This window comes from Sphingopyxis sp. 22461, from assembly GCF_052044915.1.
Lineage (GTDB): Bacteria > Pseudomonadota > Alphaproteobacteria > Sphingomonadales > Sphingomonadaceae > Sphingopyxis.
In genome coordinates, this window is the sequence record NZ_JBQENY010000005.1 from 103,657 (window position 1) to 128,931 (window position 25,275).

At 66.0% G+C, this 25,275-nt stretch carries 17 protein-coding genes; 11 read left to right on the top strand and 6 right to left on the bottom strand.

The window, feature by feature from the left end; genetic code table 11:
• Positions 1-185: 185 nt before the first annotated feature.
• The 5 genes from ACTJI5_RS10030 to ACTJI5_RS10050 all read left to right on the top strand — a co-directional run bounded on the left by ACTJI5_RS10030 (position 186) and on the right by ACTJI5_RS10050 (position 7,029).
• Positions 186-1,457, top strand: a complete 1,272-nt coding sequence (locus ACTJI5_RS10030) for an aldehyde dehydrogenase family protein (RefSeq protein ID WP_440860196.1) — start codon at positions 186-188, stop codon at positions 1,455-1,457.
• 68 nt (positions 1,458-1,525) lie between these two features.
• On the top strand, positions 1,526-2,464 hold the full coding sequence (locus tag ACTJI5_RS10035) for a hypothetical protein (RefSeq protein ID WP_440860197.1): 939 nt from the start codon (positions 1,526-1,528) through the stop codon (positions 2,462-2,464).
• Between the two features lie 157 nt (positions 2,465-2,621).
• A complete protein-coding gene (gene galU / locus ACTJI5_RS10040) occupies positions 2,622-3,479 on the top strand; it encodes a UTP--glucose-1-phosphate uridylyltransferase GalU (protein ID WP_058537270.1) in 858 nt (285 codons plus the stop codon).
• Between the two features lies 1 nt (position 3,480).
• Complete coding sequence (locus tag ACTJI5_RS10045; protein ID WP_440860198.1) at positions 3,481-5,658, top strand: GumC family protein; 2,178 nt, start codon at positions 3,481-3,483, stop codon at positions 5,656-5,658.
• A gap of 12 nt (positions 5,659-5,670) precedes the next feature.
• Entirely contained in the window at positions 5,671-7,029 is a 1,359-nt protein-coding gene (locus ACTJI5_RS10050; RefSeq protein WP_440860199.1) for a hypothetical protein, read from the top strand.
• Between the two features lie 39 nt (positions 7,030-7,068).
• Here the strand turns inward: ACTJI5_RS10050 and ACTJI5_RS10055 are convergent, their stop codons facing one another.
• Positions 7,069-8,829 (bottom strand): chloride channel protein, encoded by a 1,761-nt coding sequence (locus tag ACTJI5_RS10055; RefSeq protein ID WP_440860200.1) that lies wholly within the window; start codon positions 8,827-8,829, stop codon positions 7,069-7,071.
• A 68-nt stretch (positions 8,830-8,897) separates the two neighbouring features.
• Here ACTJI5_RS10055 and ACTJI5_RS10060 point away from each other — a divergent pair, with 68 nt between their 5' ends.
• Complete coding sequence (locus ACTJI5_RS10060) at positions 8,898-9,302, top strand: MarR family winged helix-turn-helix transcriptional regulator (protein ID WP_440860201.1); 405 nt, start codon at positions 8,898-8,900, stop codon at positions 9,300-9,302.
• Positions 9,303-9,359: 57 nt separating this feature from the next.
• On the opposite strand, the gene ACTJI5_RS10065 is transcribed toward ACTJI5_RS10060, so the two are convergent.
• The 3 genes from ACTJI5_RS10065 to ACTJI5_RS10075 form a co-directional block, all read right to left on the bottom strand.
• Positions 9,360-10,604 carry an acyl-CoA dehydrogenase family protein gene (locus ACTJI5_RS10065; protein ID WP_440860202.1) on the bottom strand — a complete coding sequence of 415 codons (1,245 nt, stop codon included), beginning with the start codon at positions 10,602-10,604 and terminating at the stop codon, positions 9,360-9,362.
• A 95-nt stretch (positions 10,605-10,699) separates the two neighbouring features.
• Complete coding sequence (locus tag ACTJI5_RS10070) at positions 10,700-11,611, bottom strand: LysR family transcriptional regulator (RefSeq protein ID WP_440860203.1); 912 nt, start codon at positions 11,609-11,611, stop codon at positions 10,700-10,702.
• 93 nt (positions 11,612-11,704) lie between these two features.
• Positions 11,705-12,883: a winged helix-turn-helix domain-containing protein gene (locus ACTJI5_RS10075; protein ID WP_440860204.1), complete on the bottom strand. Its 1,179-nt coding sequence runs from the start codon at positions 12,881-12,883 to the stop codon at positions 11,705-11,707.
• Positions 12,884-13,065: 182 nt separating this feature from the next.
• Here ACTJI5_RS10075 and ACTJI5_RS10080 point away from each other — a divergent pair, with 182 nt between their 5' ends.
• The 4 genes from ACTJI5_RS10080 (at position 13,066) to ACTJI5_RS10095 (ending at position 20,819) form a co-directional block, all read left to right on the top strand.
• A complete protein-coding gene (locus ACTJI5_RS10080; RefSeq protein WP_440860205.1) occupies positions 13,066-14,064 on the top strand; it encodes a LacI family DNA-binding transcriptional regulator in 999 nt (332 codons plus the stop codon).
• A gap of 121 nt (positions 14,065-14,185) precedes the next feature.
• Complete coding sequence (pgmB, locus tag ACTJI5_RS10085; protein ID WP_440860206.1) at positions 14,186-17,161, top strand: beta-phosphoglucomutase; 2,976 nt, start codon at positions 14,186-14,188, stop codon at positions 17,159-17,161.
• Positions 17,155-19,518 (top strand): TonB-dependent siderophore receptor, encoded by a 2,364-nt coding sequence (locus tag ACTJI5_RS10090; protein WP_310255297.1) that lies wholly within the window; start codon positions 17,155-17,157, stop codon positions 19,516-19,518. The genes pgmB and ACTJI5_RS10090 overlap by 7 nt, the downstream gene beginning before the upstream one ends.
• Positions 19,519-19,589: 71 nt before the next feature.
• The gene (locus ACTJI5_RS10095) at positions 19,590-20,819 is read left to right on the top strand and encodes an MFS transporter (protein ID WP_058537262.1); all 1,230 of its coding nucleotides are present in this window, start codon (positions 19,590-19,592) and stop codon (positions 20,817-20,819) included.
• A 132-nt stretch (positions 20,820-20,951) separates the two neighbouring features.
• On the opposite strand, the gene ACTJI5_RS10100 is transcribed toward ACTJI5_RS10095, so the two are convergent.
• On the bottom strand, positions 20,952-21,422 hold the full coding sequence (locus tag ACTJI5_RS10100; protein WP_336445542.1) for a DUF3237 domain-containing protein: 471 nt from the start codon (positions 21,420-21,422) through the stop codon (positions 20,952-20,954).
• Between the two features lie 66 nt (positions 21,423-21,488).
• Positions 21,489-23,675, bottom strand: coding sequence for a TonB-dependent receptor (locus ACTJI5_RS10105; RefSeq protein WP_310255298.1), 2,187 nt, complete (start codon positions 23,673-23,675; stop codon positions 21,489-21,491).
• A 146-nt stretch (positions 23,676-23,821) separates the two neighbouring features.
• Here ACTJI5_RS10105 and ACTJI5_RS10110 point away from each other — a divergent pair, with 146 nt between their 5' ends.
• Positions 23,822-25,192 carry a spinster family MFS transporter gene (locus tag ACTJI5_RS10110; RefSeq protein WP_440860207.1) on the top strand — a complete coding sequence of 457 codons (1,371 nt, stop codon included), beginning with the start codon at positions 23,822-23,824 and terminating at the stop codon, positions 25,190-25,192.
• Positions 25,193-25,275 lie beyond the last annotated feature (83 nt).

Here is a 25,275-nt window from a genome sequence, read left to right on the forward strand (position 1 = left end):
AAAATCCCGACCCAGAACGGGACAGGGTGAAAAAATGCGATATATAAGAAGTGGATAATTCGGGGCTTTGCCTAAACGACGGCCAGGCGAATTGGCTGCAATGCGACGAAACGCTTCGACTTGATCTTGCCACGGGTCGGCGTCGGAGTAGAAGCTGGACAGGATAAAATGCGGGGAAGGGTGAGATGCTGGAAGCGCAACGTGGGGCATTTTTCGCCGACTTGCCGGTGTCGTTGGCCATTCGCCGCGACCGGCTGCGGCGCGCGGTGCTGATGATCGAAAAAAACGCCGACGCGCTCTGCAACGCGCTCGCCGCCGACCAGCCGAATCAGGATTCGGACTCCGCCAGGCTTATCGAAGTGGTGCCGGCGCTGGCGGCGCTGCGGGCGTCGATCGGCGGGGTGGGGCGCTGGATGCGCGCCGAAAGCAGGGGCGGACTGCTCGCGCGGCTGCGCGGGGATAGCGACTATGTGGAATATCAGCCGGTCGGGGTGATCGGCATAGCGGCGCCGGCGTCGTTGCCGCTGCTCCGGACGGCGGGCATCCTCGCGGGTGCACTCGCCGCGGGCAACCGGGTGACGCTGAAATTCGACGCGGCCTCGGTGCAGCTGGGCCGGCTGATCGGCGAACTCGCACCCGACTTTTTCGATCCGCTCGAACTGGCGGTGGCGTCCGACGGTGACTTTGCACAGCAGGCGTTCGACCTGCTGGTGACCAGCGAACCGCAGGAAGGCGATGCGGCGATGCTTGCGCGTTCGGACAAGTCGCCGGTCATCCTGGGGCGCTCGGCCGATTTTGCCAAGGCCGCCGACAATGTGATCGCACGCAAGCGCCTCAAGGGCGGACGCGCACCGCTCGCGCCCGACTATCTGCTCGTGCCCGAAGAGCAGGAAGAGGCGATCGCTTCCTGGCTGTGGCGCGCGGCGATGCAGCCCGGGGCGAACGAAGCGGCGCTGCCCGACGCCGAACAGCAACGGCTGACGCGGCTATTGGATGACGCGCGCGCGCGCGGAGGCGAGGTGATAACGGCGGAGCCGCGCGGGACGCGAGTGCCGATCCACATCATTCGACACGCCAGCGAGGACATGCTGGTGATGCAGGAAGAGTTTCGGGGGCCGATCCTGCCGCTGCGCAATTATGCGCGGATCGAGGATGCGATCGCCACGATTCACCGGCGACCGCCGCCGCTCGCCATCACTTATTTCGGCCGCAATGCCGCCGAGCGCCGCCACGTGCTCGAACACACGCTGTCTTCGGCGATTGCGATCGACGGGCGCATTCCGTCGGCGGCGAAGGCCGATGCGGGCATGACGCTCAACATCGACCATGGCGAAGCCGGCTTCCGCCGGTTCAGCCGGACGAGGCACGTCTGTCGTCAGCCTTTGGCCGGCTTCGCGCGGGCATCCGCGCGCGACGGCGGCGACGATTTGGGGGGAGCTGCGCCCGCGCTGCACTGACCCCGGACGCGCCACGCCGCGCCGCATCGCGCTGGCCTTGATCGCTGCGCGCCGATTAGCGCGGCCGCATGGACGATCCATCCTCTCGCTTCGCCGCCAAGCCGGTTCAGATCAAGGCAGGGGGCGAGCCGGTCTATTTCGTGGAGTCGGGCGCCGTCTATCGCGGCGTGCGCGCGCGCGATGTCGGCAACGGCCTGTTCGTGATCCGCGAGCCGGTCCACAATGTGCAGATCGCCAATATCAGCGTGGCGGGCGGCTACCGGGTGATCGAGAACAAGGCGGCGCCGGAACTGGCGGGGGCGGGAAGCGTCGGGCTCCGCGTGCGCGGGGCGCGGGCGACCGATCTCCAACGCAGCTTCGCCCGCATTCGGTATGACAGCCATGACGGGGTGATCGAGGATGTCAGCGCGAGCGGCATGCTGACGACAGGCGCGACCGACCTGCCGGTCGGCATCGCCTTCGACGGCACCGCGCACGACTTCCGGGTCGAGCGCTGCTCGATGCGTGGTTTTCAATGGCAGCGCAAGGCCAGGCAATATTGGAATGGCGACGGTTTCTCGACCGAGCGGGGCAATGCGCGGATGTTGTTTCGCCAATGCGCCGCGTGGGACAATAGCGACGGCGGATTCGACCTGAAGTCGACCGAGACTTTGCTCGACGACTGCGTCAGCGGCCGCAACGCGCGTAACTTCCGGCTCTGGTCGAGCATCCGCGCGACGCGGCTCAGCAGTCTCGATCCGGTCAAGATCGGCGGGATCGGCGACACCAACCATTTCACGATCATGGCGGCGAAAGGCGCGGGAGAGCCGCTGGTCATCCATATCGAGCATCTGGTGGTGAAGAGCGACCGGGGCTGGCCGATATTTGACGTGCACCACGGGCCAGCGAAAATCATCATCGGTTCGCACGATATCCAGGTGCCGCCGGGCACACCGCTGGTCCGCTCGCGTGGCGGGGGATCGGTGCCGGGCGGAGTGTCCTTTGCCGGGACACCGCCCAAGCTCTGAATGGCTTGGCGCACTTTGGACACGTTTCGACGCCGGGCTCTTGCTGCAATGCAGCGTAAAGGCGCAGGTCGCTCCTCGGCAGCACGCGGCGATCGTGCCCGCCGATCCAATGCTGGTTAATTGGGGGGGAACCCAGCGACCAGAAAAGGGTGAAAAGATGCGAAAAATACGCAAGGCCGTGTTCCCCATCGGCGGCCTTGGAACCCGGTTCCTTCCGGCGACCAAGTCGATGCCCAAGGAAATGCTGCCGGTCGTCGATCGGCCGCTCATCCAATATGCGGTCGATGAGGCCCGCGAGGCGGGCATCGAGCAGTTCATTTTCGTGACCAGCCGCGGCAAGAGCCTGATCGAGGATCATTTCGATCATGCCTTCGAGCTTGAGGAAGCGATGGCCCGGCGCGGCAAGTCGCTCGCCGCGCTGGACGGCACCCGCCCCCCGCCGGGCGACATCAACATCGTGCGGCAGCAGGAGCCCCTCGGGCTGGGCCATGCCGTATGGTGCGCCCGCCGCCTCGTCGGCGACGAGCCCTTCGCGGTGCTGCTGCCCGACGATCTGATGGTCGGCGAACCCGGCTGCCTCAAGCAGATGGTCGAGGCCTATGCCGACCTCGGCGGCAATCTGATCTGCACCGAGGAAGTCGCGGCGGAGGACACGCATAAATATGGCATCGTCACGCCGGGCACGAGCTCGGGAGCGATCACCGAGGTCCGGGGGCTGGTCGAGAAGCCGGCTCCGGACGTCGCGCCGTCGCGGCTTGCCGTCATCGGCCGCTACATCCTCCAGCCCGAGGTGATGAACGTCCTCAGCAATCAGGAGGAAGGCGCGGGCGGCGAGATCCAGCTCACCGATGCGCTGGCGCGGATGATCGGCCAGCAGCCGTTCCACGGCGTCACCTTTCAGGGCAAGCGCTATGATTGCGGCGACAAGAGCGGCTTTGTGACCGCGACGCTCGCGCTCGCGCTCGCCCGTCCCGACATCGCGCCCGCGGTGCGCGCGTTCCTGGCTGCCGCATAATATGGACGCAGTGTCACGGCACATACCGCGCGGCCGGGAAGCGGACCCTGAGGTCGATCGCGGCGCACTGATCGACCTGCGCCGGGTCGGCGGCGTGCTGCGCCGGCGATGGATGATCTTATGTGCGGCGATGGCCGCGGCGATCGTCATCGCCGCGGCCGCCTATCTCGCCGCCGAACCGCGCTACCTCGCCACCGCGCAGGTCGCGCTTGAGCGGACGGCCGAGCAGGTGATCAAGGTCGATTCGGTGATCCCGACGACCGATCCCGATTCGGCGGCGGTCGATACCGAGGTGCAGGTCTTGCGCTCGCCCGAACTCATCGGGCGGGTGGTCGATCGGCTGAAGCTCGAACGCGACCCGGCGTTCAACGAGGCGGCCGGACAGGGCCAGCCGACGGCGCAGCCCGACCTGATCGGGCGCCAGCGCGCGATCGGTACGCTGCTGAACGGGCTGACGGTGAAGCGCGACGGGCTCTCCTATGCGATCAGCGTTTCGTTCGAGGGCGCCACGCCGGTGCAGTCGGCGCAGATCGCCAATGCGCTGGTCGACGATTACGTATCGGGGCAAGTCGGATCGAAGACCGAGGCGACGCATCGCGCGCGCGGGTTTCTGGAGCAACGGCTTCAGGATCTTCGCGCGCAAGTGGTCGGTGCCGAGCGCGCAGTCGCCGATTATCGCGCCGCGCACAATCTTTTCGCGGTCTCCGAAGCGAGCAGCGTGACGCAGCAGGAGCTGTCGGGGCTGTCGACCCAGCTTGCCCAAGCCAAGGCCGAAAATGCCGCGGCGCAGGCGCGCCTTTCGGCCGCGCGCGCGCAGCTGAGCGGCGGCCGAACCGGCGAGGAGCTTGGCGATTCGCTCGATTCACCGGTGGTCAGCCAGCTGCGCGCCCAGCGCGCCGAGGTGGCGCGCGAGGTTGGGGCGCTGGAAAAACGCTATGGCCCGCGGCATCCCGATCTCGTCCGCGCGCAGAGCCAGCTCCGCGTCGCCGATCAGCAAATCGCGGCCGAGGTGCAGCGCATCGTCTCCAACGTTGCGATCCAGGCGAGCATCGCCAACCAGCGCGCGGGATCGCTCGCGGGTTCGGTGGCGCAGTCCGAGGGCAAGCTCGCCAGCGACAATGCGGCGTCGGTGCGGCTGAACGAGCTGGAGCGTAACGCCGAATCGGCGCGGACGCTCTATCAGGCGTTCCTCGATCGCTATCGCCAGACGGTCGCGCAATCGGGGCTGGAGCGCAGCGATGCCTATATCGTCAGCCGCGCGCGCGTTCCCGGCGCGCCGAGTTCGCCCAACATGCTGATCTATGCGGCGATGGCCGTGGTCGGCGGGCTGGGTATCGGCGTGCTGCTCGTTGTCCTGCTCCAGCTGCTCGAACGCGGCATCGAGACGAGCGATGCGATCGAGGAGTCGCTGGGGCTGTCGACGCTTGCATCGATCCCCGACGCGAACACGCTGCCCGGCTATCGCAAGCTGGGTCCGCCGGCGCCGCCGGCGGAACTCCTACTCAAGCGGCCGCAATCGACCTATGCCGAAGCCTTCCGCACGCTCCGCACCTCGATCCAGTTCGCCGAGGCGGCGGGCCCGATCCGCGTCGTCGCGATCACCTCGGCGGTGCCGGGCGAAGGCAAGACCACCACCGCGATGGGGCTGGCCCGTGCGGTCGCGGCGGCGGGCGGCAAGGTGCTGCTGATCGACGCCGACGCACGGCGGCGCGCGTCCAGCCGGCAGTTCACCGACAATGTAAAGCTGGGGCTCGACGAGGTGCTGGCGGGGCAGGCGACGCTGGAACAGGCGATCGTCAAGGATAGCATGTCGGGCGCCTTCCTGTTGCCGCAGCGGCTCGATTCCAAGGGCGTCGGGCTGACCGAGAGTCCGCGGCTCGCCGAGCTGATCGAGGAAGTGCGCGGGCGCTACGACCTCGTGATCCTCGACACGCCGCCGGTGCTGCCGGTCGACGAGGCGCGCGTGATCGCGAGCATGGCCGACGGTGTGGTGTTCCTCGTGCGCTGGCGCAAGACGCCGACCAAGGCGGCGTCGGTCGCGCTGCGGCGGCTGTACGATGTCCACGCCGAGATGCTGGGCGCGGTGCTGACGCTGGTCGACGTGGGCGAGCAGGAGCGGGCCGGTTATGAAGATGGCGGCACCTTCCTGAAGGCATACCGTCCTTATTATGCGGATTGATCAGGCGGCGCCGTGACCGCGCAGGCGCTACCTTACGGCCCGGCGTTCGGGCTCGGCATTTTGCTGCCGGTGACGGCGGTGCTGCTCGTCGCGCTCGTCATCGCGGCGCGGCGGGCGGGCAGCGTCGCGGGTGCGTTCGTCGTGGTGGCGCTGTGGATGCGCTACACCGCCGGCGCCTATCACCTTTATATGTTCCAGCCGATCGCGGGCGGGCTTTCGGGCAATGCCCTGCTGTCGATCGGGGTGACCGGGTTCGGGCTGCTCTTTGTGGTGCGGCCGGCCAATCTGGCGCTCAAATGGCTGCTGCCCGTCTACGCGCTGGTCGTGCTCGCGCTGTTCAGCGCCGCGCTCAATGGCGATGCGGCCGGCGGGATCAACGTGGCGGTCAAATATGCCTATATGATCGTCATCATGATCGCGGTGTTCCAGGCGCTGCGCAGCGATCCCGACGCGCGGTTCCTGAGCTGGGCGATGGTTTCGTTCCTGCCCTTGCTCGTCTTTCAGGCGCTGTCGCTGGCGCTCAATCTGCCCAAAGGGTCGGAGGATGGCGACGGGCTGGTGTGGATCGGCGGCTATAACCACGAGGCGGCCTTCTCGGTCGCGATGATGACGGGGTTTCTGGTCGGTTGCTTCGCCAAATCGGCGCCGCGTGCGGTGCGCGTGGCCTTCCTGCTCGCGACATTGGTCGGCATCCTGCTCGCGGGTTACCGCACGACGATCCTCGCGTTCGCACCGCTTGCGCTGGCCGCCTTCCTGAGCGGGCTGACGCTGAGCGTGCGGCGCGACCAGCGCGCATCGATGGCGGTGACCGCGATGGTTGCGGGCGTGCTGCTCGTCTCGGTCGCGGCCTTGTCGTACAGCGCGAGCTTCGCGGACCTCGCCGCCTTCCTCGCGGACCCTGCCGGGCTGATCAAACCACCGCGCGATTTCGACCTGCTCGAACGGCAGGTGATGTCCGGCCGGCCGCTGATCTGGAGCAGCTATATCTATGCCTGGGCCGCGGGCACGCCGCTCCAGCATCTGTTCGGCCTCGGGCCGGAGAGCTGGGAAGGCGTGTTCAAAGTCTATCCGCACAACACGCTGATCGCGACGCTCTACGAACTTGGCTGGTTCGGCGTGGCGGCGATGATCGCGCTGTGGACGGTGATGTTCGCCGCGGCGGCTTCGGCGCACGGCGAGCGCTTCAAGCTGCTCGCGGCGCATTTCGCCTTCTTCCTGCTCAACATGGCGACGATGCCCTTCTGGCAGGTCGAGGGACTGGCGCTCTACGGGCTGCTCTGCGGCTACACCATCTATGCCGCCCGTGCGGCGCCGCGACCACGGCCGCTGCGCGCCGCCGAGGCGCGGCGACCGCTGTCGGCCGGCCCCTAAAGGCAGCACCACCGCTACGTTGGAGCCGTCAGGCGGCCTTTATCGGCCGAACCGCGTCCGCCGGGTTTCGGAGGTTCGCTGTGCCCTTCGGGCTTTCAAGAGATCCTGCCGCGAGAGGATGCCGACGACCTTGTGCGTTTCGGGATCGACGATCGGCACGCGCGCGACGCCCGTTTCGACGATGAGGTCGGCGATCGCGCCGCAGGGCGTCTCGGGGTAGGCGACGGTCTGGGACGCGTCGGAAAGGGTTTCGGCAAGCGTGACCTCTTCGTCGAATGCGCCGATTTTCCATCGCAGCGCGTCCGATCGCGATGCCAGCCCGACCAGCCGCCCATCGGCGTCAACGACCGGGTAACTGCGGTGGACCGCCTTTTCGGTGAAAAAGCGCAAGGCCGCCTCGACCGTCATATCCGCGGGCAAGGTTGCGGGCTCGGGCGTCATGAGCTCGCGCGCCTGCTGCGAATCGAGCGGATCGACCGTATATTCCTGCAATATATGCCGGCCGCGGCGGGCGATCTTCTCGGTGAGGATCGAGCGCCGCATGCAGAGGACGCTGACCGCATAGGCCAATCCCGATGCCGCGATCACGGCGGGAAGCGCGTCGAACCGTCCGGTCAGTTCGGCCGCGAACAATGCGCCGGTAATCGGCGCGCGCATCGCGCCGCTCATGATCCCCGCCATGCCGATCATCGCCCAGAATCCGGCCGGGCCCGGCAGCCAGAAGCCCGCGATATAGCCCGTGGCGCCGCCGAGGATGAGAAGCGGGGCAAGGACCCCGCCCGATGTTCCGGAGCCCAGGGCGACGAGCCAGACGGCCGCCTTGACGACCAGCAATATGATCGCGGCCCGCACGACCATCGTGCCATCGACGAGCGACTGGATGTTGGAATAGCCTGCGCCCAGAACCCGCGAATCGATCAGTCCGCCGACGCCGACGACGACCGCGCCGATCGCCGGCCACCACATCCAGTGGACGGGAAGGCGATGAAACAGATCCTCGATCCGGTAGAGGAGGCTCGACAGGAGCGCCGCCTGCAATCCCACGACCACGCCGATTCCGGCGGCGGCAGCGACAGTCCACCCGGACCCGGGCAGCGGCCAGGTGGCCGGAAACATCGGGCCGTCGCCGATCAGCTCGGGTCTCCATGCCGCGGCGACCAGCACGCTGACGACGACCGGGACAAAGCTTCTTGGCTTCCATTCAAACAGGAGAATCTCGACCGCCAGCAGGATCGCCGCCATCGGCGTGCCGAATATGGCGGTCATCCCGGCGGCGGCGCCGGCCACGAGCAGCGTCTTGCGTTCCGCCGCGCTCAGCCGGAAGCATTGCGCAAACAGCGAGCCGATGGCGCCCCCCGTCATGATGATCGGCCCCTCGGCACCGAACGGCCCGCCGCTTCCGATCGAGATCGCCGCCGATACCGGTTTGAGGACCGCGACCTTCGGCGACAGCCGGCTGTCGCCGAACAAGATCGTCTCGATCGCTTCGGGAATGCCGTGCCCCCTGATCTTTTCGGAGCCGAAGCGTGCCATCACGCCGATGATCAGGCTGCCGATCACGGGAATCAGCACGATCGCCAAGCCGACCGTTGAATCCGATATTTCGGTTTCCTGCGCCGAAAGGCGGCCGAACCAGAAGGCGTTCGTGGCGATCGCAATCGACTTCAGCAAAAGCCAGGCGCCGAACGCGCCGCCCGTCCCGACGACCGGCGCCATGCAGGATAGAAGGATCATTCGGCGATCGACGCTGTGGTCGGCCAGTTGATGGCCGGCGATCGCTCGTGCAGGGTGAAGGTTCACACAATGCCTCATTCGATTGGGGATGGCCAATTATATCGCAACGCGATATAATTCAACCCGAGGATTTCATGACGTCCGACTTGAGCGACACCGACTATGCTGCGCTCGCCGAATTCCGGTTTGCGCTACGGCGCTTCCAGGTTTTCAGCGAAGCGAAAGCGGCGGAAGCGGGGCTGACGCCGCAACAGCATCAGGCGTTGCTGGCGATCCGCGCGGCCGATCCCGATGATACGACGGTGGGATATGTGGCGCAGCGCCTGATCGTGAAGCCGCATACGGCGTCGGGACTGATCGATCGGCTCGAAACGCTCGGGCTGGTTCGGCGCGAGGCCGCGCCGTCGGATCGGCGGCGCGCGCTGCTCAGGCTCACGGCGCACGCAACCGGAATATTGTCCGATCTGTCCGCGGTGCACCGCGAAGAGATTCGCCGACTCCAGCCCTTGCTCGTCGAGCATCTCACGCGATTGACATGAGCATGGAAACGCCTGCCGATGCATGACATCGGCAGGCGTCCGGCGAATGTCCGTTCGTCAGTGCCGCCCCAGTTCCTCGCGGCCGACCACCATATAATGAACCTCGTCAGGACCGTCGGCGAAGCGCAGGTGGCGCACATCGGCGTAAAGATCGGCGAGCGGGGTCCATTGCGAGATGCCGGTCGCGCCGTGGATCTGGATCGCCTGATCGATGATCTGGCACGTCCGTTCGGGCACCATCGCCTTCGCCATGCTCACCCAGACGCGCGCTTCGCGGTTGCCAAGCAGGTCCATCGCCTTCGCCGCCTTGAGCACGATCAGGCGCATCGCCTCGATCTCGATCCGCGCGCGCGCGATCACTTCCAGATTCTTGCCGAGCTGCGAGATCTGGCGGCCAAAGGCGGTGCGTGAATTGCCGCGCTTGACCATCAGATCGAGCGCGCGTTCGGCCTTGCCGATCGTGCGCATGCAGTGATGGATACGACCCGGCCCGAGGCGCATCTGCGAGATCTCGAACCCGCGGCCCTCGCCGAGCAGGATATTGTCCTTGGGCACGCGGACATTGTCGAAGCGCATGTGCATATGCCCCTGCGGCGCGTGGTCGGCACCGAAGACGTGCATCGGGCCGAGCACCTGTACGCCGGGCGTGTCCATCGGCACGAGAATCTGCGAATGCTGCGCCTTCCGCGCCGCTTCGGGGTTGGTGTTCACCATGCAGATCAATATCTTGCAGCGCGGATCGCCGGCACCGCTGATGAAATATTTCTCGCCGTTGATGACCCATTCATCGCCGTCGAGCACCGCGCTCGTTTCGAGGTTGCTCGCGTCGGATGAGGCAACGTCGGGCTCGGTCATCACATAGGCCGAACGGATTTCGCCATTCAAAAGCGGTTTCAGCCAGCGCTCCTTCTGCTCGGGCGTGCCGACCATTTCGAGCACTTCCATATTGCCCGTGTCGGGTGCCGAGCAGTTCAATGATTCCGATGCGAGCGGCGACTTGCCGAGTTCGGCGGCGATATAGGCATAGTCGAGGTTGCTGAGCGGGGTGCCGGTGTCGCCGTGCGGGAGGAAGAAGTTCCACAGGCCCGCGGCCTTCGCCTTGTCCTTCGCGCCTTCGAGCAGTTCGAGCTGGCCCGGCGCCCAGCTCCAGCGATCGGCGCGGCCTTCGCCGAGGCGGAAGAATTCCTCGGTGATCGGATCGACATTCTCGGCGATATGGCGCTTGACCGCGTCGAACAGCGGCTGCGCTTCCTTCGACATCCTGAGGTCGTTGAGTTCGGCTTCGAGTTCGATCTCGGTCATGGCAATCCTCCGCTGGGTTTCGCCCGCAGTCTAGCCGCGCCATGTCATCAAGGAAAATGATAGGATCGAATATGGGATATTCGCAAGACGAATGACTATGCGGGCTGCGCGAGCTCGTCGGCGATGATTATACGCAGCCAGCCAAGCCCCGGATCGACCTGCGCCGCCTGATGCCAGTAAAGATAACTTCCGCCTTGCTCGACCGGCAGCGGCAGATCGACGAGCTGCATCGGCCACATCGCGCCCAGCACTTCGGCGTGCGAGCGCGGCAGCGAAAACAGCATGTCGGATGTGGCGACGATCTGCCACGCGGTGATCGCGTGCTGGCAGCGCACCGCGACGCGCCGGGCGAGGCCCATGCGGCCGAGCGCGATGTCCTCGATCCCCGGGCCGTAGGGCCGCGAGGTCGCGATGATATGTTCGAGCGCGAGATAGGTATCGAGGTCGATCGCACCGTCGACGCGCGGATGCCCCTTGCGCGCGACGACAACGATGGGCTCGGTCCCGAGATAATGGCGCTGGAGCCGGTCGTCGGCGGGTAGCGCGACGTCGAGCGCGAGGTCGAGATCGCCGCTCGCGAGCATCATCACGAGGTCGCGGCGGCGGAAGGTCACGCTCGCGAGTGCGACATGCGGGGCTTCGCGCCGCACGCGCGCGACGAGCGAGGAGAAGCGCGGCATCTCGCCCGACAGGCGCACCCCGATGCGGAACTCGCGCGTCGCCTCGGCGGGGTCGAACGACGCGGCGGCATCGAGCGCGGCGTCGAGCCCGCGCAACGCCTCGCGCACCGGCCCCGCGATCGCGCGCGCTGCCGGGGTGGGGACCAGCCCATTGCCTTGCCGCACGAACAGCGGGTCGTCGAACTGCGCTCGTAACCGCGTCAGCGCATGGCTGATCGCCGGCTGCGACAGGTTCAGGTGGCGCGCCGCCGCCGACACGCCGCCCTTGACGAAGATCGCGTCGAATATCCGCAGCAGGTTGAGATCGAATCTGGCGAGCTGCCGCAAGACGTCCTCCTCTGCGAAATCGGCGTGTGACGGATTATCGGCCTAATCACTAATGATGCGGAAGTGAACCCGCGGGTGCGGCCGCCCTCCTGCTCAGGATGATGCGACCGTCATGCCTATCCGGACGCCGTCCAGGCCAAGCCATGCCGCCATCCGGTCGAGTTCGATCGCGAGACGCTCGAGGGTTTCGGCGGGAGCGCCCGGTTCGAGGGTGATGCGGTGCGCAAGCAGGACGCCGGCCTGGCGGTCGGCCTTGAGATCGACGCGCGCCACCAGCGCGTCGTCCATCAGGAAGGGCAGGACGTAATAGCCGTGGGTGCGCTTGTCCTGCGGAACATAGATTTCGATGCGGTAGCGGAAGCCGAACAGGCGCTCGGTGCGGCTGCGCTCCCAGATCAGCGGGTCGAACGGGGCGAGCAGCGCTGCGCCGCTCACGCGGCGGGGAAGGCGGGCGTCGCGGTGTAGCCAGACCTTCTGGCTCCAGCCTTCGATCCGCGTGGGGATCAGGACGCCCTCCTCAGCCTCGGCAGCGATCGCATGATCGGCTTCGTCGGGCTTCAGGCGATAATAGTCGCGCAAATCCGAAGCGGTCGCGACGCCGAGCGCGCGGGCGCTCCGTTCGATCAATGCGCGCTGCGCGCCTGCGGCATCGGGGGTGGGCAGGTCGAGAACCGCTTTGGGCAACACGCGCTCGGGCAGGTCATAGACCCGCGCAAAGCTGCCGCGGCGCGTCGCGGTGGTGATGCTGCCCGACCAGAACAGAAATTCTAGGGCGTGCTTGGTGTGGCTCCATTCCCACCAGCCACTTTTGCTCGACCCATTCTCGAAATCGGCGGCCGCCAGCGGCCCTTCGGCGGTGATCCGGTCGAGCACGGCCCGTGCTTCGGGGCGGTGCTCGGTCGCAAAACGCTTCAAGGCCTGATAGCCGATCTCGCCCCGCTCGGCGCGCGCCATCCGCCAACGCAGCAGCGGATGAAGGTCGAGCGGAAGCAGCGAGGCCTCATGCGCCCAATATTCGAACAGGCGCCGCTCGCGGGTCGGGCCCCAGGCATCGCGCTCGAGCAAAGTCCGATCATAGCCGCCGAGCCGCGAGAAGGCGGGAAGATAGTGCGCGCGCGCCAGAACGTTGACGCTATCGATCTGGAAGAGCCCCAGGCGGCCCAGCGATTTGCGCAAATGGAGGGCCGTCGGCTGTTCGGGGCGACGGACGCCGAAACCCTGCGCGGCGAGCGCGATCCGGCGCGCTTCCTTGAGAGAGAAGGTGATCGTCACTTGCGGAGGCTTGGCGCCAGCTGCGGGGAGCGTCAACCGTCATGGATGCACAGCCGGGATGGCGACCCGACACAGATGCCCCCGACTGCGAAGCGGCTTGTGAAAGCCGGCCGTCGGGCGTTAGGGGTGCGCTATGGCTCAGCGCATCGATTCTCGCCATCCGTCACCATGCGATGCTGCGGGTGAGTAAAGGAAAGCCCAACGACGGCGCGCGGCCGACGATGGCGGATGTGGCTCGCGAACTGGGTGTCGCGAAAATCACCGTTTCGCGCGCGCTGTCGAACCATTCGACGGTCAAAGACAGCACGCGCACGCTGATCCGCGAGACGGCCGAGCGCATGGGGTACCGGCTCAATGTGTCGGCGCGCAACCTGCGGCAACAGCGCACGCGGACGATCGCGGTCGTGATCGAAATGACGCCGTCGCACGAGCGACTGATGAGCGAGCCCTATCCGTTGTTGCTGCTCGGCGGCATCCTCCAGGAACTGACCGCGGCGGGGCAGAATATGGTGCTCACCACCATCGACCTGTTTTCGGAAGCGCCGCCGTCGGCCGACGGCGTGATCCTGCTCGGGCAGGGGGTGCATGACGACGCCGCGGCCGTCATCGAGGCGACCGGGCTGCCCTATGTGGTCTGGGGCGCCGAACATGGCCCGCCCGAACGGATCGTCGTCGGCAGCGACAATCGCGAGGGCGGGCGCCTGGCGGCCGAATATCTGCTTGGCCGCGGATGCCGCCGCCTCCTGTTCCTCGGCGATGCCGAACATGGCGAGGCCGAGGATCGGCTGAGAGGGTTCGAAGCGGGGCTCGCGGGTTCGGACGCGATCATCGCCGGCAATATTCCCTGCGCCTTCACGCTCACGGCCGGCCGCGAGGCGGTGGCGCCGCTGCTCGATGGGCAAAGCCTCGATTTCGATGGCATCTTTGCAAGCAGCGACGCGATTGCGATGGGCGCGATCGAGGCGTTGCAGGCGCGGGGCCATGCGGTTCCCGGCGATGTGTCGGTCGTCGGATTCGACGATTCGCCGGGCGCGGCTCTTTTTTCGCCGCGCCTCACGAGCATCCGACAGGACTGGGGCGTCGGGGGCGAATTGCTGGCGCAAAAGGTTCTCGACAAAGTGGCCGGGAAGGCCGTTGCGTCGCGCGCGATGCCCGTCGCGCTGATCATCCGCGAAAGCTAGGATAACCGCGCTTCCATTGCGATACGCCGTCGGTTTCCCTCAAAATGGTATCGATATCTTGACATCGATACCATTTTGAGGGAAACCAACGATCGAGAGCGAGGGCCGAGGAGTCTTCGCCATGGGTGAGGACGGCGTGGCGACTATCGAACATTCCCCCGAAGCGATGCGGCTCGTCCGGCGCGGTGCGTCGGCGACCGGTGCGCAGGCGCATGCGCTCTTCGCGCTCGCCAACGGGCTGGTCGGCGTCGAAGGGGTGATCGACGAATGCGCGGCGATGCCCTGCGCCTATCTTCCGGACGCCTATGTCCGCCGGCCGATCGCCTATCATGAAAGCTTTCCCGGTTACGCGACCGCGACCGATACGCGGATCGCATGCCCCAGCCCGGTGCTGCTGCGCCTCCATATCGATGGCGCGCCGGTCGATTTCGGTACGGCCGAACTCGTCGACACCGAAAGCGCGCTTGATTTCGCTTCGGGCCAGCTGCGCCGCGCGTCGCGCTGGCGCCTTGAAAATGGCCGAACCCTCGAAATCGCGGCCGATCGCATCGTCCCGCTCGCCGGCGCCGCCGCCGTCGCCTCGCGCATCCGCATCCGGCCGCTCGATTTCGGCGGCGCGTTCGAACTGTCGCTGACCTACGGTATCGAAAGCGCGGGAACGGGCGGCGCCGAAGCCGACGACCCGCGCATTTCGGCGCGGCTGCGGCCGGCTTGGCGCACTATGCCTTCGCTGCCGGGCGACCCGCCCTCGGTCACGCGGTTCGCGCAGGATGCCGTCGAGCTCGCCTATCGCCAGCATGTCGCCTGTCCCGCCGCCGACGTTGCGGCGGTCGATATGGGGCATGAAGTGCGCGGCGCGCTGGTCGCCGGCGGCACCCTGACCATCGACCGGGTGGTTGCGCTCGCTTCGGCGCGCGGCCGCTCGGTCGATCTGGCCGCGTTGGACAGCACGGAGGCCGATTTCGACACGATCGCCAAAGCGCAGCGCGATGCTGTTCGCGTGCTGTGGGACGGCGCTGCGTTGGCGATCGACGGCGACGAGGCGATGACCGCGGCGCTGCGGTTCGACCTGTTCCAGCTCCATCAGTCGGCGAGCCGCGATCCGGGCCATAGCATCGGCGCCAAGGGGCTGACCGGCGAGGGCTATGAGGGCCATTATTTTTGGGACGCCGAAACCTTCATGCTGCCGGTGCTCGCGCTGCAGGCGCCGGGCAAGGCGCGGACCTTGCTCGCCTATCGCATCGGCAAGCTCGACCGCGCGCGGGCGCATGCAAAGGCGCTCGGCCATGCGCGCGGCGCGCTCTATCCGTGGCGGACGATCGCGGGTGACGAATGTTCGTCGCACTATCCGACGGGATCGGCGCAATATCATATCAATGGCGACATCGCCTATGCGCTCGCGCTCTATGTCGCGGCGACGGGCGATGAGGAATTTCGCGCGCGCGCGGCCGAAATGCTGTTCGAAACCGCGCGCATGTGGATCGAGATCGGCGCGTTCGATGCGCGGCGCGGCGGCGCCTTCTGCATCCATGGCGTGACCGGGCCCGACGAATATTCGGCGCTCGTCGACAATGATTTCTACACCAACGCGATCGCGCGCCGGCACCTCGGCTATGCCGCCGAAACGGCGGACTGGCTGCGTGCGCGGAACGATCTCGCGGCGCTGGCGGGCGCGATCGGTCTCGACGACGACGAGATCGCGACGTGGCGCAAGGCGGCGGACGCGATGTGGCTGCCGGTCGACGCGATGCTCGGGATCAATCCGCAGGACGACGCCTTTCTGGGGCGCCCCGAATTGCCCGGGCTGAAAACGCGCGGTCACGACGGACCGCTGCTGATGCGATATCATCCGATGATCCTGTTCCGGCATCAGGTGGCGAAGCAGGGCAATGTCGTCCAGGCGATGGCGATGGACCTCCTGTCGATGCCGGTGTCGCGGCAGCGGCGCAACCTCGACTATTATGGCCGCGTCACGACGCATGATTCGACGCTCTCGTCGGTGTCTTTCGCGATCAGCGCGGCACGGCTCGGTGAAGAGGCGGCGGCGCTCGATTTCATGCGCGAATGCGCGTTCGTCGATCTCGAGGATCGCCACGGCAACACCTCGCACGGCCTCCATATGGCCGCGCTGGCGGGAAGTTGGCTGGTCTTGGCGCAGGGATGGGGCGGATTGCGGCTCGACGGACCGGTGCCGGCTTTTGCGCCAACGCTTCCGTCGGCCTGGAAAGGATACCGCTTCCGCCTGCAATGGCGCGGCAGCGTGATCGAGCTTGCGGTCGACGCTGTGGGCTGCACCTATCGTCTGTTGTCGGGGGCGCCGCTCGACATTCTCGATCACGGGCGCCCGCTGCGCGTCGGCGCGGCCCCCTCGACGCTGGCGCGGCCGACGGTGAAAGGTGCGATCTTCGACCTCGATGGCGTGCTGACCGACACCGCCGAGGATCATTATCAGGCGTGGCAAGCGCTCGCCGACACATATGGCTTTGCTTTCGATCGCGCGGTGAACGAGCGATTGAAGGGGGTCGACCGCGCGGGGTCGCTGCGGCTGATCCTTGATCAAGCCGGCGCCGCGGTCGACGCCGGGGTGTTCGACGCGATGCTGGCGGAAAAGAATGCGCTCTATCGTGCGCGGCTGGCCGATTATTCGCCCGCGAATCTTTTCGCGGGCGTCACCGGCCTGCTCGCCGAGCTGCGCGGCGCCGGGCTGAAAATCGGCCTTGCGTCGGCGAGCCGCAACGCCGGTGACGTCGTGCGACTGCTTGGTATTGCCGACCAGTTCGATTTCATCGCCGACGCGGGTGCGGTCGCGCACGGCAAGCCGGCGCCCGACATCTTTCTGGCCTGCGCCGACGGCATGGGCCTCGCCGCGAACCAATGCGTCGGGATCGAAGACGCCCAAGCGGGAATTTCGGCCATCCATGCGGCGGGCATGGTGGCCATTGGCATCGGGTCGGAAGAGGCGCTGCCCGATGCCGAGATCAACGTCACCGCCATAGGCGATCTGACGCCCGGCCGGATCCTGTCAGCAGAACAGGAAGCGGCGGCGCGCGGACGCCTTTCAATCAGAACAGGTAAAGTGGAGGATATGCCATGTTGAAACGAACCTATTTGCTATCGTCGATTGCGCTGATCGCGCTGCCGGCCACGGCTTTCGCCCAGGAAGCGCCTCAACCCGACGACGCGGCTGCGGCCAATGAAGAGATCATCGTCACCGGCACCGCCGGCGGCGGGGTCAATCGCCAGGATGCGGCGTTCGCGATCACCAGCATCAATTCGGACGCGATCGATCGCGCCGCGCCGAACAGCACCGCCGACCTGTTCAAGGTCATCCCCGGCGTGTCGGCCGAAAGCTCGGGCGGCCAGAATGGCGCCAACATCTTCGTGCGCGGCTATCCGTCGGGTGGCGACGCCGAATTCGTCACGCTGATGGTGCAGGGCGTTCCCTTCTTCTCGCCCCCGACCTTGTCGTTCCTCGAAAACACCCAGCTGATCCGCATCGACGAGACGATCGAGCGCGTCGAGGCGGTTCGCGGCGGCACCGGCGCGCTGTTCGGCAGCGGCCAGCCCGGCCTCACCGTCAACTTCGTCCAGAAGGAAGGCGGGCGCGATTTCGAGGGGCTCGTGAAGGCGAGCATCACCGACTATGGCGACCTGCGCGGCGACATGCTGCTGTCGGGACCGCTCGGCGAAAATACCAGCTTCATGGTCGGCGGCTATTATTCGAGTGGCGAGGGTATTCGCAGCCCGGGCTTCACCGCCGAAAAGGGCGGCCAGATCACCGGCAATATCCGCCACGATCTCGACAAGGGTTCGATCCTCGTCTTCGCGCGCTACCTCAATGATCGCGGCCAATGGCTGCTGCCGATCCCGGTGATCCGCGACGGCAACAAGGTGCGCCAATTCGGCAATATCGATCCCGGCACCGGGGTGCTCGCGGGTCCCGAAACGCGGCTCAGCACGCTTCCCGACGGGACGCGCGCAGACCTTGCCGACGGCCGCGGCGCAAAGCTGATCAACCTCGGCACCAATTTCGATTACGAGATCGGTGAGGGTTTCCAGCTGCGCTACCGCGCGAGCTATCTGAAGGGCGATGCCGACACGACCGGCCTCGTCCCCGCCAGCACCGCGACGACGGCGAACGCCTATGCCGCCTCGCTCGGCAGCACGGTGGGCAGCCTGACCTATGTCAACGGCGGGCAGGCGGTCGCCGGCACGCAGCAGGTGATCCGCGCAGGCACGTGGATCGTGCGCAAGCAGATCGAGGATTTCACCAACGACCTCGCGGTCGAATGGGAAAGCGGCAACAACAAGTTCACCGTTGGCGCCTATTATTCGGACTTCTCGTCGGACGATCAGTGGAACCTCGGCAACGTCCACCTGCTGACCGCCGAAAATCACGGCCGTCTGCTCAACCTGACGCTCGCCAACGGCCAGGTCGCGTCGAGCAACGGCTTTACCCAAGGGTCGTTCTTCAACGTCAACGCCGCCTATGACGGCCGCGAATATGCCTTTTATGCGGTCGACGAATTCCAGATCACGCCCGAACTGCGCTTCGACGCCGGGCTGCGCTACCAGAATTACAAGGCGACGGGCACGATCGAGAACAACAGCTCGGTCGACACCGATAACAACCCCAATACGCTGTATAACAACGGCACGGCGGTGCTCAACGGCACCTTCCGCAACATCGCGTACAAGAAGGGCGCCTGGTCGTGGACCGCGGGACTCAACTATGACGTCTCGTCGTCGGTCGGCGTCTATGCCCGCTACAACCGCGGCAACACGAACCCCTTCTTCGACAATCTGCGCGACGGGATTTTCGTGTCGCCGCGCGTCGATAATTTCGAGGGCGGGGTAAAGGTCCGCACCGACCTCGTGTCGCTCTATGCCACGCTGTTCCATACCAAGTTCAAGGGGCTGGTGACGACGGTGATCCAGAATGGCGCGCCGGTTGCCGACATCGGCGGCGCGCGCAGCACCGGGATCGAACTCGAAGGGCAGATCCGTCCGATCGACAATTTCGCCATCGCCTTCTCGGGCACCTGGCTCGATGCGAAATACCGCGATTTCTTCGCGGGCGGCGGGACGATCGACCTCAGCGGCAATCGCGTGCAACGCCAGCCGAAGTGGCAGTGGCGCGTGACGCCGTCGTACGACATCGAGTTCGGCGACAATAGCAAGGTCTCGCTCTATTCGACCTTCAGCTATGTCGGCGACCGCTTCTCCGACACCGCGAACACCCAGTCGCTGCCGCATTATTTCAAGATCGATGCGGGGGTGACGGTCGACGTCAACGAGGCGTTGCAGTTCGCCGTGACCGCCGACAATCTGACCGACAAGGTCGGGCTGACCGAAGGCGATCCGCGCACCCTGGGGCAGGCGGGGGGCGAAGTCGTCAACGCGCGCCCGATCCTCGGCCGGTCGTTCCGCTTCAGCGCCGCGTATAAATTCTAAAAGGATCATCCCTCCCTGGGTGGCCGCGGCCTCTTCGCGGCCACCCCCCTTTTTTCTGCTAAGGACGGCTGATGGCGCGCACTCGACTGATCGCAGCACTGATCCTGACTTACGTCGCCTTTGCGATGCTGCTCAACAGCGTCGGGACCGTGATCCTTCAGTCGATTTCCAGTTTCGATGTCACCAAGCCGCAGGCGAGCACGCTAGAGGGGTTCAAGGACATCACGATCGCGGTCGTGTCGTTCGTGACCGCGAGCTATCTGCCGCGTCTTGGCCTTCGCAACGCGCTGATCGGCGCGCTCATCCTCGCGATCGCCGGCTGTATCGTCATGCCGCTGGTCGGCAGCTTCGGCGCCGCGCAGCTCCACTTCGCGATGGTCGGCGCGGCCTTTGCGGTTGCCAAGGTCGTCGTCTACTCGATGATCGGCCTCGTCACCGACAGCCCGCGAAAGCACGCCAGCCTGACCAGCCTGATCGAAGGCATGTTCATGGTCGGCGTTCTCTCCTCCTATTGGGTGTTCAGCGCCTTCATCGATCCGACCGGCCTCCGCTGGCTGAACGCCTATTGGGTGCTCGGCGCGATTACGGCACTGGCGCTCGCGCTGTTACTCACAGCGCGGGTCGACGAACATCGCACGCACGAGGGCGAAGAAGCGGCCGCAAGCGAGGGGCCACCGTTCGTCGCGATGCTCAAGCTCGCGGCGCTGCCGCTGGTGCTGGTCTTCGTCGCCTGCGCCTTTCTGTTCGTGCTGATCGAGCAGGGAATCCAGAGCTGGCTCCCGACCTTCAACAACGAGGTGCTGCATCTGCCCGCGCAGATGAGCGTGCAGGCGGCGAGCCTGTTCGCCGCGTGCCTGGCGATCGGACGCTTCGGCGCGGGCGCGGTGATGGCGCGCTTCGACTGGTATCCGGTACTGAACGTCTGCCTCGCATCGCTTGCGGCGCTGATCATCCTCGTGCTGCCGCTTGCCGACGGCCTCGCTCCCGGGGCGATCCATAGGTGGGGCGACGCGCCGATCGCGGCCTTCCTCTTTCCGCTGATCGGCATCGCGCTGGCGCCGGTCTATCCAACGATCATCTCGGTGATGCTGAGCGCCATGCCCAATCGCCAGCACCCGTCGCTGATGGGGCTCGTCGTCGTCTTCTCGGCGCTCGGCGGGACGACCGGATCGGTCATTACCGGCGCCATCTTCGCGCATCTCGACGGGCGCACCGCGTTCACGCTGATGCTTGTCCCGACGGCGATGCTTGCTGGCGGGCTCTTTTTGCTCCGCCGCAGGATCCAGGTCATAGAAGCCTGATTCCAGAGGAAGGCGAGCCATGGTCGCCAACCGATTGGGTACACCGAGAGCGGCGGCCTGCGTTTTCCTGCGAGCGATTCCGATGTCCGCTATGCGCTCCCGGAAGTCCGGTTCGCCGGCGATCGGACCCTCTTAAAGCAGCTCGAACACATCGTAGCGTACCGCGCCGCCGATGCTGGCGCCGAGCCCGACGGCGACGATGTCGTTGAGCCATAGATAGCGCTCGTCCCCGGTCTCGAACATCGGGGTGGTGCGGAAATAGACTTCGGCCTTTTCCTCCGGCGTCCGCGGGCCGCCGTTCCGCGCATGTTTGTGCGCGGCCGAAAGCGGGCGCAGCACGCCGCGATAGGAGACATAGATCAAGGCGCCATCGTGCGTTTCCATCGTGATGCGCGCGTCGAGCCGCAGCGTGTCATTGTCGTCGATCGTCGCCCAGTCGCCGCCGCTTGGCATCACGCGGCCGTGCAGCCGCTCGCCCTCGACTTCGCCGCCGGTCAGCGCGGCGATCATCCGGCGCCCGAAATGCGCCTTGCCGATCATCTGCTGCGGCTCGGTGAAGCTGGCTCTGTACGAACAGAGGTAGCGGAAACGGGGTTCTTCCATCGGTCATCCTCTCTCTAGTGCAGGCGAGCGGGCGCGGCGNGAAAGGGGTGCCGCCGCGCCCGCGGGTCAGATCTTGAATGCGACCGTTACGCCATAGGTGCGCGGCGGCGCGTAAGGCGTCAGAATCTGGCGGAAGGGGCCGAAATAGGTGACGTAAGTCGGCGTCAGCTCGTCGGTCAGATTCTTGCCCCACAGCGAGACTTCCCAGCGATCGCCCGGCCCCGAAAGCGAAAGGCGCGCATCCAGATTATCGTGCGAAGGCCAGAGCTGCTGCGGAATGTTCGATGCCTCGAAAAACGCGTCGTCGACCCAGCTGTAATCGACGCGCAGCTTCGCCGACAGGTCGCCGACCGGGGTTTCGAACTGGCCGCCGATGTTGAACTTGTTCTTCGGCGAGCGCGGCAGCTGGTTGCCGGTATAGTTCAGACCCGGAATCGTATATTCGGTGAACTTCGCATCGAGATACGCATAGCTGCCGTCGATTTGGAATCCCTCGAACGGCCGCGCGACGGCTTCGACCTCGATCCCCTTGATCCGCGCCTTCGCCGCGTTGCTGACGACGACGCAGCACAGCGGGACGAGCTGCGAGACCTGGAGGTCCGAATAGTCGGTACGGAACGCCGCGACGTTGAGCCGCAGGCGCCGGTCGAGCCAATCGGTCTTTGCGCCGACCTCATAGCCCCAGGCGAATTCGGGATCATAAGGAGTCGAGGCGCCCGCGGCGGTGCCCGACAACCCCTGAAAGCCGCCGCTCTTGTAGCCGCGCGCGACCGAGGCATAGAGCAGCACGTCGTCGGTCGCCTTCCAGTTGAGCGCGAAACGCGGCGTGAAAGCTTTCCAGCTCTTCTTGCCGGTCACGTCATAGCCGGCGAGCGATCCGAGCGGCGGCGGCAGGCCGGGTCCACTGTCGGCCTTGAAGCCCGCGAAACGGCCGCTCTTGCGCTCCCATGTCATGCGCGCGCCGACCGTTGCGGTCAGCGAGGGGACGATCTCGACATCGACCTGCCCGAAAATCGCGACGCTGCGCGCATTGACCGACTGCGGATAGATGCCGATCCCCGAATTGGCGGGGCTCGGGAAATCCTGAATCTGCCCTTCGACGCGGTCGTTATTCTCCTTCAGGAAATAGACGCCCGTCTGGCCCTTCAGGCGTCCGCCCCAAGCGTCGAAGGACAGGCGCAGTTCCTGGCTGAACTGGCTGTTGTCCTCCTCGCCGAAACTCGTCGATTCGATCTGCGCCGGCGGGTTGACCGGGTTGCTGAAGAAGGGGGTGACGAAATTGAACTTCACCTTGCGGAGCGCAGTGAGCGAGGTCAGCGTCCCGAACGGCAGGTCGAGGTTAGCTTCGGCCGAATAGGTCTGGATCGTCCGTTTGACCTCGCCGTCGATATAGGCGTTCACGACGCGTGGATCGGGGTTGATGCCGACGCAGTGGATGCCGCCCTGAAAGCTGGTGTCGCAATTATTGTGGCGTGGATTGCCCTTCTGGTCCTGACGCGCGATGTCGGCGCGCAGGATGATGTCGAGCGTGTCGGTGGGCACGAAACGCAGCGCAACGCGGCCCGTCGTCAGGTTGAGGTCGTTGACGTCATTGCCCGTCGTCTCATTATATTCGAAGCCGTCGCGCTGCTTGTGCGACAGCCCTGCCGACAGATACACCTTATCGGTCAGCGCCATATTGCCGCGCGCGATCACGCCGACGCGGTCGTAATTGCCGTAGGTGCCCTCGAAAAAGAAGCTTTCCTCATCGGTCGGCTTGCGGCTGATGAACTGGACCAGGCCGCCGATCGCATTCTTGCCGAACAAGGTGCCCTGCGGTCCGCGCAGCACCTCGACGCGTTCGAGGTCGAGCGCGTCGAGGTCGGGGGTGCCGCCGCGTCCCGCATAGACGCCGTCGATGAAGACGACGACCGAGGGATCGCCGCCGGCGTTCTGGCTGATGCCCGGCGCGCTGCCGATGCCGCGCATCGCGAAGTTGGTGTTGATCGGGTCGACCGCGCTGACCGCAAGGCCCGGAGTGCGGATCGCGATGTCCTGCACCGTTTCGATGCTGTTGTCGCGAAGCTGCTCGGCGCCGAACGCGGTGACCGAGACCGGGACGTCCTGAAGCCGCTGTTCCTGTCGCTGCGCGGTGACGATGATGTCGCCGCTCGTGTCATCGGTGGCGTCCTGCGCCGCGGCGGCCGCGGGCAGCGCGGCGATCGCCGCGCCGGCCAAGAAGAGGATGGACTGCTTCCTTCCGAAATTTGTCATATCGCGTCTCCCAACACGTTGTTTTTTCGTGCGTCCCGATCATGCTTGACTCGGTCGGCAATTTACTTAGTTTACTAAGTAACTGTTTCTATATAACAGGCCGGCTTGCGGTGCAAGAGCGAGCGGCGATCGGGAGGACAGGATCGATGGCGACGAAGATCGCGACAGGCGCGCCGCAAGGCGAACTGGGCGGGGAAGCGGATGCAGAGCCGGGCTGGCCGCGCCCCGCCTATAGCTGGTACGTCGTCGGCGTCCTGCTGCTCGCCTATACGCTGTCCTTCGTCGACCGGATGATCCTCAGCCTGCTCGTCGCGCCGATCCGTGCCGCACTGAACATTTCGGATACCGAAGTCAGCCTGCTCATCGGGCTCGCCTTCGCGCTCTTCTATACCGTGCTAGGCCTTCCGATCGCGTGGATCGCCGACCGGTGGAACCGCCGGAACCTGATTGTGTCGGGCGTGGCGCTGTGGAGCGTTATGACCGCAGCGTGCGGCTTCGCCGGAAGCTATGCGACCTTGTTCCTCACGCGCATGGGGGTCGGGGTCGGCGAAGCGGCGCTTTCGCCCGCCGCCTATTCGATGCTCAGCGACACCTTCCCGCGCGACCGGCTCGCTCGCGCGATGGCCGTCTATTCGATTGGTGTGCCGCTCGGCTCGGGAGTCGCGATGATCCTCGGCGCCTTTGTCGTCCAGGCGGTGCTCGCGGAGCCGATGATAGAGCTGCCGCTGTTCGGCCCGGTCGAGGCGTGGCGGACGATCTTCATGTGGGTCGCGGCGCCGGGACTGCTGATCTGTCTGCTGCTCCTGACGATCCGCGAGCCGCTGCGGCGGGGGCTGGTGCAGGCCGGATCGCAGGGTGCCGCGGCGCCCGGCTTCCTCGCGCATCTGAAGGCACATCGTGCCGCGCTCGGGGCGCTGTTTGCGGGCATGTCGCTGATCGGGCTCGTCATGTACGGTGTGATCGCATGGGTGCCGACCTTCTTCGCCCGCACCTATGGCATGGACGTGGCGCAAGCCGGCCTGTGGTTTGGTATCATCATGGCAACAGGCGGCGCGGCGGGGCTGGTGGCGGGTGGGACGCTCGCCGACCGGCTGTTCGCAAAAGGGGTCGCCGATGCGCATCTGCGCGTGATGCGGCTGTCGATCCTGCTTGGCGGGCCGCCCTTGCTCGCGGCGACGCTGATGCCGGATGCGACGCTTGCCTTCGTCATGCTCGCGCTCGCCTTTCCGATGCTGACGATGCACGGCGTCGGAACGGTGGCGTTGCAGTTCATCACGCCGAACGAATATCGCGCGCGCGTCACCGCGCTCTATTTCTTTGTCGTCAACCTTGTCGGGCTCGGTTTCGGGCCGATGCTGATGGCTTTGCTCACCGATCATCTGTTCGGCGACGACGGCGCACTGCGCTATTCGATTGCGCTGGTGACGGGCATCGCGCTGCCGCTCGCGGCGATCATCCTCACTGCGGGCTTTTCGGCTTTCGCGCGCGATCTCGCCAAAATGACGGACGCCGGTTGACCCTGACCGGACCGGGCTCCATGCCGCTGCGGATTGCGCGGAGATCGTGGCGGACCTTATGACAGGCCCGCCCCGCGGCCAAA

What these genes read in the sequence shown, in the direction of transcription:
- ACTJI5_RS10110 (WP_440860207.1), top strand. Translation starts at nt 23,822, where the DNA reads ATGGCGACGAAGATCGCGACAGGCGCGCCGCAAGGCGAACTGGGCGGG.
- ACTJI5_RS10060 (WP_440860201.1), top strand. Translation starts at nt 8,898, where the DNA reads ATGACGTCCGACTTGAGCGACACCGACTATGCTGCGCTCGCCGAATTC.
- ACTJI5_RS10035 (WP_440860197.1), top strand. Translation starts at nt 1,526, where the DNA reads ATGGACGATCCATCCTCTCGCTTCGCCGCCAAGCCGGTTCAGATCAAG.
- pgmB (WP_440860206.1), top strand. Translation starts at nt 14,186, where the DNA reads ATGGGTGAGGACGGCGTGGCGACTATCGAACATTCCCCCGAAGCGATG.
- ACTJI5_RS10095 (WP_058537262.1), top strand. Translation starts at nt 19,590, where the DNA reads ATGGCGCGCACTCGACTGATCGCAGCACTGATCCTGACTTACGTCGCC.
- ACTJI5_RS10100 (WP_336445542.1), bottom strand. Translation starts at nt 21,422, where the DNA reads ATGGAAGAACCCCGTTTCCGCTACCTCTGTTCGTACAGAGCCAGCTTC.
- ACTJI5_RS10045 (WP_440860198.1), top strand. Translation starts at nt 3,481, where the DNA reads ATGGACGCAGTGTCACGGCACATACCGCGCGGCCGGGAAGCGGACCCT.
- ACTJI5_RS10105 (WP_310255298.1), bottom strand. Translation starts at nt 23,675, where the DNA reads ATGACAAATTTCGGAAGGAAGCAGTCCATCCTCTTCTTGGCCGGCGCG.
- ACTJI5_RS10090 (WP_310255297.1), top strand. Translation starts at nt 17,155, where the DNA reads ATGTTGAAACGAACCTATTTGCTATCGTCGATTGCGCTGATCGCGCTG.
- galU (WP_058537270.1), top strand. Translation starts at nt 2,622, where the DNA reads ATGCGAAAAATACGCAAGGCCGTGTTCCCCATCGGCGGCCTTGGAACC.
- ACTJI5_RS10065 (WP_440860202.1), bottom strand. Translation starts at nt 10,604, where the DNA reads ATGACCGAGATCGAACTCGAAGCCGAACTCAACGACCTCAGGATGTCG.
- ACTJI5_RS10030 (WP_440860196.1), top strand. Translation starts at nt 186, where the DNA reads ATGCTGGAAGCGCAACGTGGGGCATTTTTCGCCGACTTGCCGGTGTCG.